Source organism: Rhizobium sp. 10PS4, from assembly GCF_032464805.1.
Taxonomy (GTDB): Bacteria; Pseudomonadota; Alphaproteobacteria; order Rhizobiales; family Rhizobiaceae; genus Rhizobium; species Rhizobium laguerreae.
In genome coordinates this window covers 184718-203443 of the sequence record NZ_JAWDIW010000002.1, presented here as the reverse complement: position 1 = coordinate 203443, position 18726 = coordinate 184718, and the positions used below count along the sequence as shown (strand labels likewise).

Annotated in this window: 17 protein-coding genes and 1 other RNA gene; 8 read left to right on the top strand and 10 right to left on the bottom strand. The window is 60.6% G+C overall.

What is annotated here, in order from left to right:
• From RWJ89_RS03925 to RWJ89_RS03885, 9 genes are all read right to left on the bottom strand, one after another.
• Nucleotides 1-1761, bottom strand: coding sequence for a peptidoglycan D,D-transpeptidase FtsI family protein (locus RWJ89_RS03925; RefSeq protein WP_020050840.1), 1761 nt, complete (start codon nucleotides 1759-1761; stop codon nucleotides 1-3).
• Nucleotides 1761-2261: a cell division protein FtsL gene (ftsL, locus tag RWJ89_RS03920; RefSeq protein WP_168284640.1), complete on the bottom strand. Its 501-nt coding sequence runs from the start codon at nucleotides 2259-2261 to the stop codon at nucleotides 1761-1763. The genes RWJ89_RS03925 and ftsL overlap by 1 nt, the downstream gene beginning before the upstream one ends.
• Nucleotide 2262: 1 nt before the next feature.
• Nucleotides 2263-3288 (bottom strand): 16S rRNA (cytosine(1402)-N(4))-methyltransferase RsmH, encoded by a 1026-nt coding sequence (rsmH, locus tag RWJ89_RS03915; protein WP_316030598.1) that lies wholly within the window; start codon nucleotides 3286-3288, stop codon nucleotides 2263-2265.
• A 17-nt stretch (nucleotides 3289-3305) separates the two neighbouring features.
• Complete coding sequence (gene mraZ / locus RWJ89_RS03910) at nucleotides 3306-3743, bottom strand: division/cell wall cluster transcriptional repressor MraZ (protein ID WP_025395324.1); 438 nt, start codon at nucleotides 3741-3743, stop codon at nucleotides 3306-3308.
• 415 nt (nucleotides 3744-4158) lie between these two features.
• Nucleotides 4159-4556: RNase P RNA component class A (rnpB, locus tag RWJ89_RS03905), an RNA gene on the bottom strand.
• Between the two features lie 53 nt (nucleotides 4557-4609).
• Nucleotides 4610-5785: an NAD(P)/FAD-dependent oxidoreductase gene (locus RWJ89_RS03900; RefSeq protein ID WP_316030597.1), complete on the bottom strand. Its 1176-nt coding sequence runs from the start codon at nucleotides 5783-5785 to the stop codon at nucleotides 4610-4612.
• 81 nt (nucleotides 5786-5866) lie between these two features.
• Nucleotides 5867-6487, bottom strand: coding sequence for a lytic transglycosylase domain-containing protein (locus RWJ89_RS03895; protein WP_062945306.1), 621 nt, complete (start codon nucleotides 6485-6487; stop codon nucleotides 5867-5869).
• A 262-nt stretch (nucleotides 6488-6749) separates the two neighbouring features.
• On the bottom strand, nucleotides 6750-7511 hold the full coding sequence (locus RWJ89_RS03890; RefSeq protein ID WP_316030596.1) for an N-acetylmuramoyl-L-alanine amidase: 762 nt from the start codon (nucleotides 7509-7511) through the stop codon (nucleotides 6750-6752).
• On the bottom strand, nucleotides 7508-8215 hold the full coding sequence (locus RWJ89_RS03885; protein WP_017961314.1) for a J domain-containing protein: 708 nt from the start codon (nucleotides 8213-8215) through the stop codon (nucleotides 7508-7510). The genes RWJ89_RS03890 and RWJ89_RS03885 overlap by 4 nt, the downstream gene beginning before the upstream one ends.
• Before the next feature lie 410 nt (nucleotides 8216-8625).
• Between RWJ89_RS03885 and RWJ89_RS03880 the strand changes: the two genes are divergently transcribed.
• The 3 genes from RWJ89_RS03880 to RWJ89_RS03870 all read left to right on the top strand — a co-directional run bounded on the left by RWJ89_RS03880 (nucleotide 8626) and on the right by RWJ89_RS03870 (nucleotide 11597).
• Nucleotides 8626-9837: a pyrophosphate--fructose-6-phosphate 1-phosphotransferase gene (locus RWJ89_RS03880; protein ID WP_168284636.1), complete on the top strand. Its 1212-nt coding sequence runs from the start codon at nucleotides 8626-8628 to the stop codon at nucleotides 9835-9837.
• Between the two features lie 57 nt (nucleotides 9838-9894).
• Entirely contained in the window at nucleotides 9895-10530 is a 636-nt protein-coding gene (locus RWJ89_RS03875) for a LysE family translocator (RefSeq protein ID WP_131666299.1), read from the top strand.
• 125 nt (nucleotides 10531-10655) lie between these two features.
• Nucleotides 10656-11597: a transglycosylase SLT domain-containing protein gene (locus tag RWJ89_RS03870; protein ID WP_316030595.1), complete on the top strand. Its 942-nt coding sequence runs from the start codon at nucleotides 10656-10658 to the stop codon at nucleotides 11595-11597.
• A 50-nt stretch (nucleotides 11598-11647) separates the two neighbouring features.
• Here RWJ89_RS03870 and RWJ89_RS03865 read toward each other — a convergent pair whose 3' ends face one another.
• On the bottom strand, nucleotides 11648-13066 hold the full coding sequence (locus RWJ89_RS03865; RefSeq protein ID WP_316030594.1) for a serine hydrolase domain-containing protein: 1419 nt from the start codon (nucleotides 13064-13066) through the stop codon (nucleotides 11648-11650).
• A 193-nt stretch (nucleotides 13067-13259) separates the two neighbouring features.
• Between RWJ89_RS03865 and RWJ89_RS03860 the strand changes: the two genes are divergently transcribed.
• The 5 genes from RWJ89_RS03860 (at nucleotide 13260) to RWJ89_RS03840 (ending at nucleotide 18425) form a co-directional block, all read left to right on the top strand.
• Nucleotides 13260-14504, top strand: a complete 1245-nt coding sequence (locus RWJ89_RS03860) for a DUF3419 family protein (protein ID WP_131666302.1) — start codon at nucleotides 13260-13262, stop codon at nucleotides 14502-14504.
• Nucleotides 14501-15175: a class I SAM-dependent methyltransferase gene (locus RWJ89_RS03855; RefSeq protein WP_131666303.1), complete on the top strand. Its 675-nt coding sequence runs from the start codon at nucleotides 14501-14503 to the stop codon at nucleotides 15173-15175. Before RWJ89_RS03860 ends, RWJ89_RS03855 begins: the two co-directional genes overlap by 4 nt.
• Nucleotides 15176-15300: 125 nt before the next feature.
• Nucleotides 15301-16098 carry a glycoside hydrolase family 25 protein gene (locus tag RWJ89_RS03850; protein WP_131666304.1) on the top strand — a complete coding sequence of 266 codons (798 nt, stop codon included), beginning with the start codon at nucleotides 15301-15303 and terminating at the stop codon, nucleotides 16096-16098.
• An 81-nt stretch (nucleotides 16099-16179) separates the two neighbouring features.
• Nucleotides 16180-17397, top strand: coding sequence for a lytic murein transglycosylase (locus RWJ89_RS03845; protein WP_131666305.1), 1218 nt, complete (start codon nucleotides 16180-16182; stop codon nucleotides 17395-17397).
• Between the two features lie 122 nt (nucleotides 17398-17519).
• The gene (locus RWJ89_RS03840) at nucleotides 17520-18425 is read left to right on the top strand and encodes a DMT family transporter (protein WP_316030593.1); all 906 of its coding nucleotides are present in this window, start codon (nucleotides 17520-17522) and stop codon (nucleotides 18423-18425) included.
• Nucleotides 18426-18726 lie beyond the last annotated feature (301 nt).

The following is an 18726-nucleotide window of genomic DNA, read 5'->3' as shown; positions in this document are numbered from 1 at the left end:
TCAATAAGACACCAGCAAGGCCGATCCGCCCTCCCCGAATTTCGGCTCGATGCCGAGAATAGGGGCCGCGCGGCTGATGATGTCGCGGGCGATCGGACCGGCGGTACCTGCGGAGAGCGTTCCGCCATATTGCTTTTCGCCCGTTTTTGGCTCGTCGCAGAAGGTGATAACGGCATATCGGGGATTATCGATCGGGAAAGCGGAGATGAAGGAGTTGAAGTTCAGCGTCGAGGAGTAACGCCCATTCACCACCTTGTCCGCCGTGCCGGTCTTGCTGCCGACGGCAAAACCCGGCACGCGGGCGACCCGCCCCGATCCCTTGTAACCGTTGAAATCGAGGAGATGGCGCACTTCGTCGCTAGTCGACTTCTTAAGAACTTGCTTGGCGATCTGATCGGCCTGTTCGCGTGTGCGCGGCAGGAATGTCGGCTCGATCAGCTTGCCGCCGTTGACGAGTGCGGCAGCCGCCACCCCTGTCTGCAGCGCCGTCGTCGAGACGCCATGGCCGAAGGAAATCGTGATCGAATTGATCTTCTTCCAGACGCGCGGCTGGCTCGGCATCTTCACTTCGGGCAGCTCGGTCTGCATCTTCGTCAAGAGGCCTAACTTGGTGAGATAGTCCTTCTGAGCGTCGATGCCGACGATATCGATGACGCGCGCCGTACCGATATTCGAAGAATACTGGAAAATCTCGGGAACGGTCAGCCAGCGGCGCTGCCCGTGAAAATCGTGGATGGTGAAACCGCCGATATAGATCGATTTGCTGGCATCGAAACTGTCGGTCATCTTCACCTTGCCGCTATCAAGCGCCATGGCCAGCGAAAAGGTCTTGAAGGTAGAACCCATTTCGAAGGTGCCGTTGGTCATCCGGTTGAGCCAACCCTCCTTGGCGCCTTCCTGCGGATCGTTCGGATCGAAATCCGGCGCCGATGCCATCGCCAGCACTTCTCCCGTATGCACATCGATGATCGCGGCGCCGGCGCCTTTGGCCTGGAAGTTGTTGACAGCGTTGACGACCACGTCCCGAACGATGTTCTGCACGCGCAGGTCGATCGAAAGGCGCACCGGCTCGAGCGGCTGGTCGCTGGTCATGCCGACGGAGGCGAGATCGGCAAGCCCCTGGTCGTCGATAAATTTCTCCATGCCGGCGACACCGCGGTTGTCGATGTTGACGTAACCGAGGATGTGCGCGGCGGTCGCCCCGCCCGGATAGAAGCGGCGCTTCTCCGGCCGGAAGCCGATGCCGGGAATGCCGAGCGCCAGGATCTGGCTCTGCTGCTTCGGCGTCAGTTGCCGGCGCAGCCAGGCGAAATGCGAGGTCTTGACCGAGAGCTTCTTATAAGTGTCTCTGACGTCGAGCTCGGGCAGCACCGTTGCAAGCTTCTCGACCGCCTCGTCGGCGTCGACGATCTTGTTCGGCTCGGCAAACAGCGAGACGGTGCGGATGTCGGTCGCCAGCACCTCGCCGTTGCGGTCGAGAATGTCGGGGCGCGAGGCCATCAGCCGGTCGGGCGGCAGGATGCTGGAGACGACCTCCTGGTCCTTCATCGCATATTCGACGAGACGGCCGCCGATGACGGCGTAGACGCCCATGAAGCCAAGGATCAGCAGGCCGACACGGCTTTTTGCCTGCCCTGATTTCTTCTTGCGCGACCCCTCGATCGCCAGGCCGGCGGGGGAAGGACCGCCAAACCGGTTATAGACGCCGGCGGAGAAATGCGCCTGGCTCTTCAAAACCATGATGCGGGAAAGAAACGACATTATTCCTCCACCGATCCGGTTTCGATCTGGTCTGCATCCTCAGTCTCGCCGCGCGGCGCGGGCATCGGAACGGGCTGCGCCTTGGCGGTGGCTTGCGCGCCCTTGGTGCCTGGCGCGCTCTTGGCGCTGGCCTCGGTCGCGCTCTTGGCGCTGGCCACGGTCGCGCCTTTGGCGCTGACCTTTGCCTCCGTCACGTCAGGCACGGGAACCTCAGATTTCAGCATCGGCAATTCCTTGGCATGCACGAGCGCCGTCGATTCCGTCGGCTGCAGCTTCAATTCTTCATTATAGGCCTTGACCAGACGCTCCAGCCGGTTCGGCTGCGATTGCAGTGCCCAGTCGGCCTTGAGAAGGTCAATCGTGTCCTTCTCAAGCTTGATCTCTGCTTCGAGGCGATGAACCTCCTCGACCTTCAATTCGGCGCGGTGCTTGATCGTGTAGGTCACGGTGGCGGTGGCCGTCATGACGCCGATGAGCACGAGATCGAACGTTTTCAGCATATCAACCTCCAAGTTTTCCGAGACTGGCAAGATTGGGAAACCCGAAGAGCGACATATCCGCGGCTTCGGCGGCGGCGTCCGTCCTCAGACCGGCGCGCAACTTCGCGGAGCGGGCGCGCGGATTGATCTCCGCCTCCGCCTCGCTTGCCGAAACCAATGGCTTGCCGACCGCCGCAAAGGTTGCCGCCCGCTCATGCGCGACCGGCAGATGCCGCGAACCCGAAGCCTTGCCGGCGCGATCGGAGAAGAACTTCTTGACGATGCGGTCTTCGAGCGAATGAAAGGTGACGACGACAAGCCGCCCGCCGGGCTTCAGTACCGTCTCCGCCGCAAACAGCGCCTGCGCCAGTTCGCCGAGCTCGTCGTTGACGAAGATACGCAAGGCCTGGAAGACGCGCGTTGCAGGATGGATCTTGTCTTTCATCTTGCGTGGCGTGACGAGCTCGATGAGACCGGCGAGATCGCGTGTCGTTTCGAACGGTTTTTCCTCGCGTCGCTTCTCGATCGCATGGGCGATACGCGGTGCCTGGCTTTCCTCGCCGAGAAAATGGAAGATGCGGATGAGATCGGCGACCTTGGCGCGGTTGACGACATCGGCGGCCGAAACGCCTTCGGCCGACATGCGCATATCGAGCGGCCCGTTCTTCTGGAAGGAGAAGCCACGTTCGGCCTCGTCGATCTGCATGGAGGAGACGCCGATATCGAGCACGACGCCATCGAGCCCGCCTTGCGGCGCATGATCGGCAAGATGCGAGAATTGCGAATGAACGAGCCTGAGACGACCGCCATGGGCGGCAACCATCGCTTGGCCGGCCGCAATCGCCGTCGGATCACGATCGAGCGCGATCACCTCGGCGCCGGCAGCAAGGATGGCTGAACTGTAACCGCCCGCGCCGAACGTACCGTCGAGGATGAGTTTGCCGGGCGCGGGCGCCAATGCCGCAAGAACTTCAGCGAGAAGAACAGGAATGTGACGAACCGGTCCGCCACCGGCATCAGTTGAACCTCCGCCAGGATTCGCCACCATTCCGTTCCCTCGTTGTTTCAGGAACGCTTGCCCGCCAGCTTGCGCTCCCCTCGTGCCTGCGCCTGTGCGGCCACAAAAGCCTGCGGCTGCCAGAGCTGAAAATGATCCGCCCGACCGACGAAGGTCACTTCGTCCGAGATGCCGGTAAAGCCACGAATGAAATCCGTGACCATCAACCGCCCCTCGGCGTCGAGCTTCATGAAGACCCCGCCTCCATGAATGAGAAGCGACATCTCGTTCGCATCCGGCGAAAACGGATCCTCCGCAGCAATCTGCCGTTCGAATCTTTCGAGAAGATCCGGACCGCCGATGCTGATCGCCGGAAACACAAAGTCCTGGAAGCAGTAGAGCTCCTGGACGTTGCGCTGCGCCAGCACGGAACGGAAAGCCGAAGGCACGGAAACCCTGCCCTTGGCGTCGATCCTGTTGGTCGCATTCGAAAGGAAGCGGCTCATGACACGAAACATCCGTTCCCGCAGGGATCCGGACGACCAAAAGACGCCCGAAACTCCCGATATCAGGCACAGCTTCGCAAGCCGGATGAGCCAAAACCCCTCCGACGCTTCCGGAGAGGAAGACGCCTTTGCTTTGCGATAAATGGGCAGATAATTGCCCTGGTGCAGTGCGCATTTGGGATAGCATGGGACCATATGGGCGTCAATGGGATACGCCTATTTTGCAATAGACGCATGATCAAAAATTTATAAGCCGTTAAGTTTAACAAAGGGTTAGCGGAGTCATCTTACAAATGACACGCATTGGTATCCCTTCAGGAAAAATCCATCCGATGGATGCATAAACATCTGCTTGAAAACAGCCGGTTTCAGCGACTTACGCTGAAAATCCGGCTGCCGCGCCGTTAAGATGATAATCGCCAGTTGGCCTGTAAGCCGGGTTCTGTATGGCTCCGGCGTGAACCGGAACGTGGCAGCCATTCCTCTGGGACAGCGTTCGCACGCTGCCTCACGCAACCCACCCGGATGACTGGCCTGGAAACCAGCCGGAAGGCCTTTCGGCCTACCGCGTCATCCCTATTCGGTCTTGCTCCCGGTGGGGTTTACCGTGCCATTTCCGTTGCCGGAGATGCGGTGGGCTCTTACCCCACCCTTTCACCCTTACCTGTCATGACAGGCGGTTTGCTTTCTGTGGCACTTTCCCTGAGGTCACCCTCGCCGGACGTTATCCGGCACCGTGTTTCCGTGGAGCCCGGACTTTCCTCACCCTACCGCCTTTCGGCATTGGTAAAGCGCGGCTGCCCAGCCAACTGGCAGGGCTCCCATAAACGAGAGAGATCGCAATTGCTATCGAAATCAAAATTTACTTACCGAAATTGCGGTGTGAAATCCGTGGAATAGCCCTGTTCGCTGATTCCGCCTGACAAAAGCAGCTCGGCCCCAAGCCGACCGATTTCGTCCGAGCTCTTGGCCGACGTCCCGGCGCAGCCCGTCAACACCGCGATCTCGGGCGATGAGCTATAGCCAATCATCGGATAGCCGCTTTCCGTATGCGACACGACGCAGGCGGCCGTCGAAATCGAAAGCGGCACCATATCGGGCACAAGACCTTCAACGATGCGCTTGAGATGCGCGCGCACTGTATCGCGCCCCTCGGTCTTGAACCAGGCGCGCATTTCCGTGTCGTCGCTGAGCGTCAGATCGTCAGGATCGCCACCGATCTTCAGGTAGAATTTGCCGTCGGGATACCGGATCGGCGGCAGCAGGTAGATATCGATGCCAGGCGCCCGGAGAATGAGCGATGGCATCGCGACCAGGCGTGCCGCGTCGGCATCGCTTACCTCGAAAAGCGTCACGGTCCGGGCATAAACCGTCATGGCAACGGGCTGCGGCAACAGATTCTCCAAAATGGAAAATCCGCCTGCTGCCAGCAGCACCTTTTCAGCACGATAGATCAGGCCACCTGATGTCTCGACGGCAGCCGATCCACCTTCGCTGCGGATCGAAACGACATGATCGCGAATGACGGCCGCACCAGCCTGTTCCGCCAGCAACGATTGGGCTTTCACAAGCTTTCGCGGACTGATGTGGCCGGCGCCCCTCGCCTCGAAGACGCCCGCGCCCCCATCGGGAAAGGCGAAGAAGGGAAAGGCAGCTTTCAGCCCCTGCTCGTCGAGCAGGCTGGTCTCGACGCCGAGCGAAACGGCGGCCCGTCGGGTTTTCTCGAGATAATCGCCCCCGGTCGGCGCGACGACGACGCAGCCGACTTCGCGATAGAAATCGATGCCGCTGTCGCGGGCGATCTCGCCATAGCGGTCGATCGAGCGGTTGGCGAGCAGCGCCCAATTGCGGTCGGGATCGATGGTGCGAGTGATGCGCCCCTCGTCATAATGGCTGGCGAAGACACCCTGATGCGTCTTGCGGTCAACAGGCTCGTCCGGGCCAATCACCGCGACACCGTCCGCTTGGCGTGCCAGATATTTTGCGGCCGCGGCACCCATCATGCCGCGGCCGATAACGATGAACCTGAAATCGACTGCCATATCGCACCTCGCTAAATGCCAGCGATACCATGGCAATCGTCTTGAATCATCCAGCTCTTTTCAGGGATAAGCGCTTCAGGCTCAGAGCATTGCCAGAACCTTGCCGCAATAGGACTTGGACACCGGGTTCATGCGCGTGGCGCCATGGCCGGCATTGTATTTGAGGATGGTGTTGCAAGTCTCGCCACCACCGAGATCATGGGCCGCAGCCAGATATTTCATGCCGTACTTGATGTTGGTTTCGGGATCGAACAGGCCCTTGGCGCTGCCGGAATAGCCCATCATGCGGGCAGTTGCAGGCTTTATCTGCATCAGGCCGATTTCACCGTGGCTGCCGCGCGCATTCGGATTGAAATTGCTTTCGATGCGGATGACCGCGGTCGCAAGCGCAACCGGTACATCATATTGGTTCGCATATTTGCTGATCAGTGCGGAATAGGAATTGCCGGAAACATTGGCGACGGGATAACCGCTCTGGCGCTCGACCGTCTTCAGCGGGCGTTCCGCCGTCTTGAGCGGACGCTTCGCCGGCTTGACCGAACGCTCCGCTTTCTTCAACGGACGCTCTGTCTTCTTCGAAGGACGCTCGACCTTCTTCACCGGCGCATCGGCTCGCACACCCCAATCATTCGCAAAGGCAAAGCTATTTCCCGCCAGCACCATGCCAACGCATGTTGCAGCAACAACAATCAGTTTTCTCATGTAGTCTTGAACACTCCGACCCAAAGAATTTCCGGACGGCGCGCCTCGCTGTCATAATGAATACCAGATCAAGGACCGATCGGGATTCACGGTAATTCTTATCGTTTCACATAACGCCCTTGGTTTAACTCGAAAACAACCCCGAGCACCGCTTGGCGGAGGTTCTTAGACCATCGCAATGAGGAGATAATAGGGAAATGATGTGGCAGACCGAATTTCGCGCTGCAGTGCGAAATTCGGCGTTTCAGTAATTGTCGAGGAATCAGGAATAATGCGGCAAAGCCGACAGCAGCCGGTGCAGCGTGTCGATCGTCGAGAAATCGGCGATACCATCTATCCGTTCGGGCCGAAAATGGCGCTGGAAAGCTTCGACGTCACCCGCCGTTTTTTCCGAGAATTTGCCTGTGATTTCAGTGCCGTAACCATAAAGCGACAGCATCGACTGCAGCGCTTCCACAGGTTGACCGGTATCGCCGCGTTGGAAGAAGCGCCCACCGGTGATCGTTGCCGGCTCGATCCAGTGCCCGATGCCTGCTTGGTGGAGCGCGGCCCAGGGGAATTTCTCGCCCGGATCGACCTTGCGGATCGGAGCGACATCGGAATGCCCGAGGACCCGTTCCGGCGTGATCGACCAACGTTTGACACAGTCGCGACACAATTCGATCACCGCGGCGATCTGCTCTTTCGGATAATCAGGAAGCCCGCCCGGATGGCCGGCATTGGCGATCTCGATGCCGATCGACAGCGAATTGATATCGGTCTCGCCGTGCCAGCTGCTTTTTCCCGCATGCCAGGCACGCCGCATTTCCGGCACGAGCTGCACGACCTCGCCATTCTCATGCACGAAATAATGGCTGGAAACCTGACTTTCGGCGCGACAGAGCCAGTCGAGCGCACCATCTGCCGTCGGCATGCCGGTATAGTGCAGCAGGATCATATCGGGACGGCGCCCGTCCGCCCGTTCGCCATGGTTCGGCGAAGGTTGCACGCGGGCGCTTCTGCAGTCGGCCTCGAAAGAGGTCATGCGGCGCGGCGTTCCTTCTCGATCGCCTCATAGGCCGCGTTCAGCGCCGCCATGCGCTCATTGGCGATCACATGGAATTCCTTCGGCACGCCGCGCGAAATCAGCCGGTCGGGATGATGTTCGCTGACGAGGCCGTGGTAACGGCGGCGGATGGTCGGGAAATCATCGGAAGGCGAGACGCCGAGCACCTTGTAGGGATCGCCGCCGGACGACACGTGGCGGGCGGCGATCTGCTCGAAGCGGATCTCGCTCATCTGGAAGATCTCGCCGATATGGCGCAGGAAATTCAGTTCCTTCTCATGGATCAGCCCGTCGGCCTTGGCGATGTGGAAGAGGCCGTCGAGCACGTCTTCCAGCACCGGGCAATTGGCCGCACAGGTTACGCACAGCGTCGAGAGCCGTTCGGCATAGGCTTCGTAGCCGGCGACGTCCTGGCGCGCGAGATTGTAGAGCCTGGCGACATTCTTCGCCTGATCCTGCGGAAACTCGAAGATTTCGCGAAAGGCTTCGACCTCCTTCTCGCTGACGATGCCGTCAGCCTTGGCCATCTTGGCCGACAGCGCGATAATCGCCACCGAGAAAGCCACCTTACGCCGGGTCTCGGGATCGCCTTCAAAAACCGTGCGGATAGCCTCGACCACCGCAGACAGCGCATTGCCTGCAGTATTGCCAATGGCATTCAACAGTTTTTCCCAGAAGGACATCGAAAATCTCACACACTTGTCAACTTATAGAGAAACAGCTTGACCAAAGAATCGCAGCCTTTGCAAGGCGACTATTCGTCGTAGGGCCGAACACAGTTTTCACGATTTGGTAATTGTCGCACCGCAACAAACGATTCATCACGCCCGCTTTCATCTCGCATGAGGGCATGGACGGCGGTCGCCGGCATTGCCAGGGCACGTGGATTCCGGAACGCGCGGCGGAAATTTCCACGGGCAGTTCCCGACCGCAGACCTGGTTGAAACGATTATATCAGCACTTCGCGTCGCCTTTGCAGTCCAACATGGCAGAAACGTGCATTTTTCGTAAATTCTTTACTTTACAGGGCCCTTTCCCTGCCGCATCCATGCGCTAGCTAACGCTGCCGCACCGAAACACCGTAGGAGGGATCATGGCCAAACAGAAAGTCGCAATGCTGACCGCCGGAGGCCTGGCGCCCTGTCTTTCGTCCGCCGTCGGCGGCCTTATCGAACGCTATAGCGACGTCGCGCCCGAACTCGAAATCGTCGCTTACAAGTCGGGCTACCAGGGTGTGCTCCTCGGCGACAGCATCGAGATCAGCCGCGCGATGCGCGAAAAGGCGCCGCTGCTGCACCGCTACGGTGGCTCGCCGATCGGCAACAGCCGCGTCAAGCTCACCAATGCCGCCGACTGCGTCAAGCGCGGCCTGGTCAAGGAGGGCGAGAATCCGCTGCGGGTCGCCGCCGAACGCCTCGCCAATGACGGCATCACCATTCTCCACACGATCGGCGGCGACGACACCAACACCACGGCCGCCGACCTTGCCGCCTACCTCGCCGCCAACGGCTACGATCTCACCGTCGTCGGCCTGCCGAAGACTGTCGACAATGACGTCGTGCCGATCCGCCAGTCTCTCGGCGCCTGGACGGCCGCCGAAGTCGGCGCGCATTTCTTCGACAATGTCGGCAACGAGCAGACCGCCGCCCCCCGCACCCTCGTCATCCATGAAGTCATGGGCCGCCATTGCGGCTGGCTGACGGCCGCCACCGCCCGCGCCTATCTGCAGCGCACCAGCCGCAACCAGTATGTCGACGGCCTGATGATGGACGCGCACCTGAAGAGTATCGACGCCGTCTACCTGCCTGAGATGGCCTTCGACCTCGACGCCGAGGCCGCCCGGCTGAAGGAAAGCATGGACCGCAACGGCCACGCCACGGTCTTCGTCTCGGAAGGCGCCTGCCTCGATGCCATCGTCGCCGAGCGCGAAGCCGCCGGCGAGACCGTCAAGCGCGATGCTTTCGGCCATGTGAAAATCGACACGATCAATGTCGGCGCCTGGTTCCAGAAGCAGTTCGCCAATCTGCTCGACGCCGAGCGTTCCCTGGTGCAGAAATCAGGTTATTTCGCCCGCTCGGCGCCCGCCAACGGCGATGATCTCAGGCTGATCCAGAGCATGGTCGATCTCGCCGTCGAAAGCGCGCTCAACAAAGTCTCCGGCGTCACCGGCCATGATGAAAGCCAGAACGGTAAATTGCGCACTATAGAATTCCCGCGCATCAAGGGCGGCAAGGCTTTTGACCTTTCGACGGCATGGTTTGCCGAAGTCATGGACAATATAGGCCAGAAATACAAAGAAGCGTGATTGACGGATGGTTAATATGATGTCTTTGCTTGTTCCTGAGGAATAGGAGGAGACACCATGTCACTTGAAGCTTGGCTCGCTTTTGCGGCCGCATCCGCCATCATGCTGGCCATACCGGGGCCGACGATACTGCTCGTCGTTTCCTATGCGCTCGGTCATGGGCGCCGGACGGCCTTCGCGACGGTGGGCGGCGTGGCGCTTGGTGACTTCACGGCGATGACGGCCTCTCTCTTCGGTCTCGGCGCCGTCCTGGCCGCCTCGGCGACCCTCTTCACCGTCTTGAAGTGGATCGGCGGCGCCTACCTGATCTGGCTGGGAATCAAGCTCTGGCGGGCTCCCATCATCGGCGAACCGATTGCCGACAACGACAACCTGCCGGAGGAAAAGTCGGTCAAGATCTTCCTCCACGCCTATGTCGTCACCGCCCTCAATCCGAAGAGCATCATCTTCTTCGTCGCCTTCGTGCCGCAGTTCCTCAATCCGGCCCTGCCCTTCGTCGGGCAGATGGCGATCATGGAAGCCACCTTCCTCGTGCTGGCGATCCTCAACGCTTCCACCTACGCCTTTCTCGCCCATAGCGCACGCGGACTGATTCGCAAGGCGAGCATCCAGCGCGCCGTAAACCGAACCGGAGGCACTCTGCTGATCGCTGCAGGCGCCGTAACGGCCGGGTATCGCCGTATTGCAGCGTAGAAATATTCCGAAATATTCCGTGGTTGCCGGAATGTCACGAATAGGTTAATGGGGTCACCAGGGCTTAAGGCTTTTGGTAACTTTTATACGCTGCCGGGGCGGCGCGATTTCACGAAAGTGGCGGAATGGTAGCGATCGGATTATCCGGCCTGAAACGCAGTCTTGTCGTCTCGACGATACTCTGCGGCGTGATGACGGGATGTACGAGCGTCGAATACACGTCCCAGGCCGAACTGACAGCCGCCCAGACCGTCGTGCCCATGCCGAAACCCGGCGAAGATGCAACACTCGCCGCGATCCCGACAGCCGAAGGCGCGGCCGGTCAGTCGTTTTCAGGCGCCACCATTCCACAGACATCCCCCTCCCTGACCGCAACGGCGATGCCGGCCGTGACAGCCTCCCAGCCTGGCGATCTTACCATACAGGCAGGCATGCAGCCGGCAGCCTATGCGCAGATCCCGCTGACGCCCGAGATGACGGCGATTCAGTCCGTGGTACCGACGCCGCGTCCGGGAAGGCCGGCACAGCCGACGACGCAGCTTGCCTTTGCCGCGACACCGCAAAACAGCGCGCTTGCAGCACTTGCCGCAGTCGACACCACGCCGCGTGCCAGCATGGACTACGGTTTCGACGAATCCGGGCCAATCGATCCCCCGACCGCCCCCCCGATGTTCAGCGACGACGACAAAAACGATGCGCCGACCGTCGAGAAGAGCTTTGTCACCAAGCTCATCCAGAAATATTCGAAAATCTACGAAATTCCCGAGACCCTGCTCCATCGCGTCGTCCATCGCGAGAGCCGCTATAATGCGAAGGCCTACAACAAGCGCGGCTATTTCGGCCTCATGCAGATCAAGTACAACACCGCCAAGTCGATGGGCTATGACGGTGCCCCGGGCGGCCTCTTCGATGCCGAAACCAACATCAAATATGCTGCGAAATATCTGCGCGGCGCCTGGCTCGTCTCCGACAGCAAGGAAGACGATGCCGTTCGCCTCTACGCCCGCGGCTATTATTACGACGCCAAGCGCAAGGGCATGACCGACATCGCCCACGGTAACTACTGAAACCCGGCAATTGTTGAAACAGGGATGACGGGTGAAACGGTGGCCTATGGCTACGGCTGGGCTTGCCGTTGCGATCCGGCCTGCTGTTCCTGCGCCCCCGATTGCGGCAGGGCCGCCAGGATCGCCTTCAGCATCGTCCGCGGCTGGTAGCTGAACCAACTCGGCGTCAGTCCGAGCCGGACGACGACCAGATTTGCGGACGGCACGATCGCCATGCTCTGCCCGTCATGCCCCGTCAGCCAGAATGTATCCTCCGGCAGCCCAAACGCGGCGCTCGAGCCGCCGCCGGGGGCGAGCCAGGCCTGGCCCTGCGTGTACCGGCCGTTCGAAGCAGCCGTCGCGGTGCGCATGGCGCCGACAAAACCCTCCGGCAATAGACGCTGGCCGTTCCACACGCCATCCTGCAGCAGGAACTGCCCGAAGCGCGCCCAGTCATGTGCAGTCGCATAAAGATAGGAGCTTCCGGCGAACGTGCCGCGCGCATCGAGTTCGAACACGGCGCTCGTCATGCCGAGCGGGGCAAACAACGCGTCGCGCGGATAGGAAAAAGCCGCCTGAGCATTGCCGACCCTGTCCATCCAGATGCGCGACAAAAGCACCGCCGTGCCACTCGAATAGCGGAATCGCTTGCCGGGGGCCGCCTCCATCGGCGCATTGGCCGGCAGCGATACCATGTCGGGATCGAGATAGAGCATGCGCGTGACGTCGGCGACATCGGCATAATTCTCGTTGAAGGCAAGGCCGCTTTCCATGCCAAGCAGGTCGGAAACCTTTATTTTGGCGCGATCATCGTCCTTCCACTGCGCCAGCAGATGATCGTCGTCGAAGGAGATCTTGCCGTCGAGCATCAGGCGACCGAGGATCGCCGCATTCACCGTCTTCGTCATCGACCAACCGATCAGCGGCGTCTTCGCCGAGAATCCGGGGCCATAGGCTTCCGCGACGATGCGACCATCCCGCACCACCACGACCGCCCGCATGGCCGGGCCGGCAAGCCCGGCATCGGCCAGCACAGCGGCAACCTTCGTGTCGGGATCTCCGACGTCCTCGCCCTGCGGCCATAAAGCAGGGTTCGTTTCCATCTTGGCCGGCGCGCCGAAGGGGACGGCATTCGCTGCCGCCTCGAAATCGCCATCCGGCACACTCGTGCAGCCGAGCCCACCGCGATAGAGCGCATAACTCGATGCAAACAGCCCCATGAAGCGAGCCGTCACTCGGCCATTGTCACGGTCGACACTGACGCGCACAAGCCGCAGCAGCGGGTTTCCCGGCGCCTGCACATCGTCCTCCAGCACGTCCTCGGCGTTGCGCCCGGCGATAAAGACGTTGGAACAGACAATCTTGGCGGCATAGCCGTCCCCGACACGCAGGAGCTCCGGCGGACTGACGAACAACCAGGCGGCGCCGGCAACGACGAAAAGAACGAGAAGGAGAGCAAGCGCCTTCAAGACACGCAGGACAAATCGCATGGCATTCCTCCGAATGCCCGGAGAGAAGCAGGAATTCCGTCTGCCGGAAAGGGGGCGGCGCGAAGAAGATCCGTCGCCTCGATCACTTTCCGAGGAGCTTGATGTTTTCGAACGGCGCGCGCCCACAGCCCACGTCATCAAACTGTAGCAGTGGCGCGCTACACGCCCTGAACGCTAAAAAGGTGACAGACTCATGTCAGAATTTGCACCGGATGCCGGCTTCCGCAAGAACCGGAAACTCAAGGACGCCCTTCTCCGCCATAAGGCTTTTTCGAAGGATGGCTTTTCCGAGCGTCTCTTCGGCCTTCTCTTCTCCGGCCTCGTCTATCCGCAGATCTGGGAGGATCCGGATCTCGACATGCAGGCGATGGAGCTGAAGCCAAACCATCGCATCGTTACCATCGGCTCCGGCGGCTGCAACATGCTCGCCTATCTCTCCAAAGCGCCGGCCTCGATCGACGTCGTCGATCTCAACCCGCACCACATCGCGCTGAACCGCCTGAAGCTTGCCGCCTTCAAGCACCTTCCCGGCCATGCCGATCTCGTCCGCTTCCTGGCAATGCCGAACGAGAAGTCGAACAGCCGCGCCTACGACCAGCATCTCGCCGCCCGTCTCGATGAGGCGACCCGCAGCTACTGGAACGGCCGTAAGTTCGGCCGTCGCCGCGTCACAGTCTTCGACCGCAACATTTACGAAACGGGCCTGCTCGGTCGCTTCATCGGCGCCGCCCACCTTCTTGCCCGCCTGCATGGCGTCAAGCTGCACGAGATGACCAAGACCCGCTCGATCCGCGAGCAACGCCAGTTCTTCGACGAGCAGATCGCGCCGCTCTTCGAAAAGCCGGTCGTGCGCTGGATCACCGGCCGCAAGAGCTCGCTCTTCGGCCTCGGCATTCCGCCGCAGCAATATGACGAACTTGCAAGCCTTGCCGCCGATCATTCGATCGCGCCGGTGCTGAAGCACCGCCTGGAAAAGCTTGCCTGTCATTTCCCGATGAGCGACAACTATTTCGCCTGGCAGGCCTTCGGCCGCCGCTACGGCACCGAAGCAGAAGGTCCGCTGCCGACCTATCTGAAGTCTGAGCACTATCAGGTGATCCGCGCCAATGTCGACCGCGTCAACGTTCACCACGCAAGCTTCACCGAGCTTCTGGCCCGTGAGCCCGCCGCCTCACGCGACCGCTACATCCTGCTCGACGCGCAGGACTGGATGACGGACGAGCAGTTGAACGACGTCTGGACGGAAATCACCCGCACGGCGCGCGAAGGCGCCCGCGTGATCTTCCGCACCGCCGCCGAAAAGAGCATCATCGAAGGCCGCCTGGCTCCGGCGATCCGCGACCAATGGGATTATTTCGAAGAGAAGTCGCGTGAGCTGACCGCGCTCGATCGCTCGGCAATCTACGGCGGCTTCCACATTTACGGGAAGAAGGCGTGAGCAAGATCGGCACCGAGACGGCAGGACAGAGCGATGAACATGCCAGCCTCATGGATGGCATGTACCGCTATCAGCGCCATATCTACGACTTGACCCGCAAATATTATCTTCTCGGCCGCGACAGCACGATCCGCAATCTCGACGTGCCCGAAGGCGGCACGCTGCTTGAAGTCGGCTGCGGCACGGGGCGCAACATGGCTTTCGCCCACAGACATTTCCCGACCGCCAAGCTGTTCGGCCTCGACATTTCCCAGGAGATGCTGATTTCGGCGCGCAAGACCTTTGCCACCAAGGCGACGATCCCGGAGTTCCGCGTCGCCGACGCCACGGCGTTCACACCGCGCGAATTCGGCGTCAGCGGCTTCGATCGCATCCTGATTTCCTATGCCCTGTCGATGATCCCGGACTGGCAGCGCGCCGTTGATGCATCGATTGCCGCCCTCAATCCCGGCGGCCAGCTGCACATCGTCGATTTCGGCCAGCAGGAAGGCTTGCCGGGCTGGTTCCGGCGCATGCTGCAGTCCTGGCTTGCAAAATTCCACGTCACCCCGCGCCCCGATCTGCGCGAGGTCCTGGAAGCGCAAGCCCATGAAAACAACGCGACATTGTTGTTCGATACCGTCGGCGGCGGTTATGCCTGGCGGGCAGCTATTATCAGCAAGCGCTCATAATTCGCTTGAAACTAACCGATTTTTTACGTTGATATGGCGAATAGAGGGTTATCCTCTGCTGACTCGTCTTTTTCGAAGGTCAGGTTGTGGGGCAAAGAGATCATTCGAGCTACGACGGGACGCCCATGCGCCGGCTATTGTTTTGCGTTTTGCCCTTGGCCGTCCTTTTGGCCGGCTGCAGTTCCTCGGGTTATGACTATCTCGAAACGGCGTCGATCAAGCCGAAGACGCGCTTCAAGGACACCGATCCCCAGGATTTCGGAGCAAAGCATCCGCAGCAGAATCCGGTGCACGGCATCGATATTTCCAAATGGCAGGGCGATATCGACTGGGGCACGGTGAAGAATTCAGGCGTCTCCTTCGCCTTCATCAAAGCCACCGAAGGCAAGGACAGGGTCGATCCGCGCTTCGACGAATACTGGCGAGAGGCTGGCGCCGCCGGCATCCCGCACGCTCCCTATCATTTCTACTATTTCTGCTCCTCCGCCGATCAGCAGGCCGACTGGTTCATCCGCAACGTGCCGAAGGCGGCCATGCGGCTGCCGCCGGTGCTTGACGTCGAATGGAACGGCGAATCGAAGACCTGCCGCTACCGTCCCGACGCTGAAACGGTGCGCGCCGAAATGCAGCGTTTCATGGACCGGCTGGAGGCCTATTACGGCAAGCGCCCGATCATCTACACCTCGGTCGATTTCCACCGCGAAAATCTCGTCGGCTACTTCCAGGATTATCATTTCTGGGTCCGTTCGGTGGCAAAACACCCCGAGGCGACCTATTCCGACCGCCGCTGGGCCTTCTGGCAATATACCTCGACCGGCGTTATTCCCGGCATTAGTGGGCCGACCGACATCAATGTCTTTGGCGGCAGCGCAAAGAACTGGAACAATTGGGTCGCCGCCGTTTCCAAGGATAGAAATTCTTAGTAACGTCTTGCGATGTTTCTTGCTTCCGTCACATTCGTCTGTGAAAGCGACGGAAATCTGTTTGATATAAGGACCGCATCCATGCACCGCTCGCTCGCAAGCCGCTCTGCACTCGCCCTTCTGTTTGCCTTCGCCCTCGCAGGCGGCGCGGCCGCCCAGCAGGCGCCGGGCGCAGCCCCGGCAGCGCCCTGTGGAGGCGATCTGTCCGCCTTCCTCGAAGGCGTCAAGAAAGATGCTGTCGCAGCCGGCGCCAGTGCGGCAGCCGCCGACGAGGCCTTCGCCGGCGCCGAGATCGATCCCAAGGTCCTGAGTCGCGATCGCGCGCAGGGCGTCTTCAAGCAAACCTTCCTCGAATTCTCCCAGCGCACCGTCAGCCAGGCCCGCCTCGACATCGGCCGCCAGAAGATGAAGCAATATGCCGACGTCTTTGCTCGCGCCGAGCAGGAATTCGGCGTGCCCCCAGGCGTCATCACCGCCTTCTGGGCGATGGAAACCGATTTCGGCGCCGTCCAGGGCGATTTCAACACCCGCAACGCTCTGGTGACGCTGTCGCATGACTGCCGCCGCCCGGAACTCTTCCGCCCGCAGCTGATCGCCCTTATTGAGATGGTCGAGCATGGCGACCTCGACCCCGCCACCAATACCGGCGCCTGGGCCGGCGAGATCGGCCAGGTGCAGATGCTGCCGCGCGACATCATCGCCTATGGCATGGACGGCGACGGCGACGGCCATGTCCGCCTGAAGCAAAGCAGCCCGGACGCCATCCTGACGGCGGCGAAATTCATCCAGCATCTCGGCTTCGAGCGCGGCCAGCCCTGGCTGCAGGAAGTGACCCTGCCGGATAACCTGCCCTTCGAAAAATCCGGACTTGGCGGCACGATGAAGGCCGCCGAATGGTTCGCGCTCGGCGTCAAACCGCGCGACGGCAATACCGCCTTCGGTAACCTGGAAGGAGACCTCGTGCTGCCGCAGGGCCGCATGGGACCCGCTTTCATCGCCTATCCCAATTTCAAGATCTATCTCGAATGGAACAAGTCGTTCATCTACACGACCTCGGCCGCCTATTTCGGAACGCGCCTTTCGGGCGCCGAGCCGTACCTCAAGGGTGTGCCGGAACAGGGGCTTGCCAGCGACCAGATGAAGGCGCTGCAGACCAAGCTGCAGTCGCTCGGCCATGATGTCGGCGAGATCGACGGCATCCTCGGCTCCGGCACGCGAGTCGCGATCCAGAAGGAACAGAAGCGCCTCGGCATGCCGGCCGACGGCTGGGCAACGCCTGCCCTTCTTAACGCCCTTTGATCCCTGCTAACATTGCACCGCCATCCGCTTCGCAAGAAACGGGTGGCGCGATCCGCCGCCTGCGCTAAAGCATGAAACCGAAAACTGTTTTCGGCAAAACGGCTTGCGGTGGAGGAATCGGCATGGACAGCAGAATGAATGCCTGGACCTGGGCTCTGCTGGTCCTGCTCGGCCTGACCTGGGGCGGCTCCTTCTTCTTTGCCCGCATTGCCGTCCAGCACGTGCCGCCGCTGACCCTGGTCTTCTTCAGGCTGCTGCTCGCGGCGCTGGCGCTGCATATCTATATCGCCGGCCGTTTCGATTTCTATGCGATCTTCAAGGCCCGCTGGCGTGAGTTCCTGATCCTCGGCCTCATCAACAATGCCCTGCCGCATGCGCTGATCTTCTTCGGCCAGACCCGCATCGGCGCCGGTCTTGCGGCGATCCTGAATGCGACGACACCGATCTGGACCGTGCTGATCGCCAACTACTTCACCTCAGACGAAAAGCTGTCGCCGGCAAAGATCGCCGGCTGCCTCGTCGGCCTGGCCGGAACGATCGTGCTGATCGGCCCCGGCATTTCGGCCGGTCGCGAAGCCCCGCTCTGGGCGCTGCTTCTTCCCGTGCTTGCTGCCATCTCCTATGGTTTCGCCGCCACTTACGGAAAACGCTTCAAGAATGTTCCCGCCCCTGTTACCGCAGCCGGCCAGTTGACCGCCTCTTCGCTGATTGCACTGCCGCTGTCGCTGCTGGCCGATCGTCCTTGGGCGCTTGCCGCACCGCCGCTCGATGCCCTCCTCGCCATCCTGGCATTGGCGCTGCTGTCGACCGCCTTCGGCTACATCCTCTATTTCCGGATCATGGCGACGGCCGGCGCCACCAATGCCTCGCTCGTCACCCTGCTGGTGCCGCCGAGCGCCATCCTTCTCGGCGTGCTCTTCCTCGGAGAAAGGCTGGCACTGAGCGAGTTTGCCGGCATGGCGCTGATCGGTTTCGGCCTCGTCATTCTCGATGGCCGCGCCTATCGCCTGCTGGCCAAGGCCGCCTGAAACTGGTTGCGAATTCCACATGTTTTCAACCGGTTGCGATCCCGCCATGTTTTGGGCGCATAGGTAAATGCGCAATCGCCCGATTTAACGGCATGATAAAATCTGTGAACAAAAATTTGTTGAGAATTAACAAACAATTTCAAACGCTTGCCGAAACGCTATTCGACTTATCCACTGAACCCTTCTGCAGCGCAGCATAAGATCTGCTTCCCAACCGACATATTTCAGACATATTATTGGCCGGTTAACGCGAGGAGACAGACATGGGACTCACGCAATCCTTGAATGTTCTGTTGGTCAG

What these genes read in the sequence shown, in the direction of transcription:
- RWJ89_RS03850 (WP_131666304.1), top strand. Translation starts at nt 15,301, where the DNA reads ATGCGCCGGCTATTGTTTTGCGTTTTGCCCTTGGCCGTCCTTTTGGCC.
- RWJ89_RS03895 (WP_062945306.1), bottom strand. Translation starts at nt 6,487, where the DNA reads ATGAGAAAACTGATTGTTGTTGCTGCAACATGCGTTGGCATGGTGCTG.
- RWJ89_RS03860 (WP_131666302.1), top strand. Translation starts at nt 13,260, where the DNA reads ATGTCAGAATTTGCACCGGATGCCGGCTTCCGCAAGAACCGGAAACTC.
- RWJ89_RS03845 (WP_131666305.1), top strand. Translation starts at nt 16,180, where the DNA reads ATGCACCGCTCGCTCGCAAGCCGCTCTGCACTCGCCCTTCTGTTTGCC.
- RWJ89_RS03885 (WP_017961314.1), bottom strand. Translation starts at nt 8,215, where the DNA reads ATGTCCTTCTGGGAAAAACTGTTGAATGCCATTGGCAATACTGCAGGC.
- RWJ89_RS03870 (WP_316030595.1), top strand. Translation starts at nt 10,656, where the DNA reads ATGGTAGCGATCGGATTATCCGGCCTGAAACGCAGTCTTGTCGTCTCG.
- RWJ89_RS03880 (WP_168284636.1), top strand. Translation starts at nt 8,626, where the DNA reads ATGGCCAAACAGAAAGTCGCAATGCTGACCGCCGGAGGCCTGGCGCCC.
- ftsL (WP_168284640.1), bottom strand. Translation starts at nt 2,261, where the DNA reads ATGCTGAAAACGTTCGATCTCGTGCTCATCGGCGTCATGACGGCCACC.
- rsmH (WP_316030598.1), bottom strand. Translation starts at nt 3,288, where the DNA reads ATGGTGGCGAATCCTGGCGGAGGTTCAACTGATGCCGGTGGCGGACCG.
- RWJ89_RS03925 (WP_020050840.1), bottom strand. Translation starts at nt 1,761, where the DNA reads ATGTCGTTTCTTTCCCGCATCATGGTTTTGAAGAGCCAGGCGCATTTC.
- RWJ89_RS03890 (WP_316030596.1), bottom strand. Translation starts at nt 7,511, where the DNA reads ATGACCTCTTTCGAGGCCGACTGCAGAAGCGCCCGCGTGCAACCTTCG.
- mraZ (WP_025395324.1), bottom strand. Translation starts at nt 3,743, where the DNA reads ATGAGCCGCTTCCTTTCGAATGCGACCAACAGGATCGACGCCAAGGGC.
- RWJ89_RS03900 (WP_316030597.1), bottom strand. Translation starts at nt 5,785, where the DNA reads ATGGCAGTCGATTTCAGGTTCATCGTTATCGGCCGCGGCATGATGGGT.
- RWJ89_RS03865 (WP_316030594.1), bottom strand. Translation starts at nt 13,066, where the DNA reads ATGCGATTTGTCCTGCGTGTCTTGAAGGCGCTTGCTCTCCTTCTCGTT.
- RWJ89_RS03875 (WP_131666299.1), top strand. Translation starts at nt 9,895, where the DNA reads ATGTCACTTGAAGCTTGGCTCGCTTTTGCGGCCGCATCCGCCATCATG.
- RWJ89_RS03840 (WP_316030593.1), top strand. Translation starts at nt 17,520, where the DNA reads ATGGACAGCAGAATGAATGCCTGGACCTGGGCTCTGCTGGTCCTGCTC.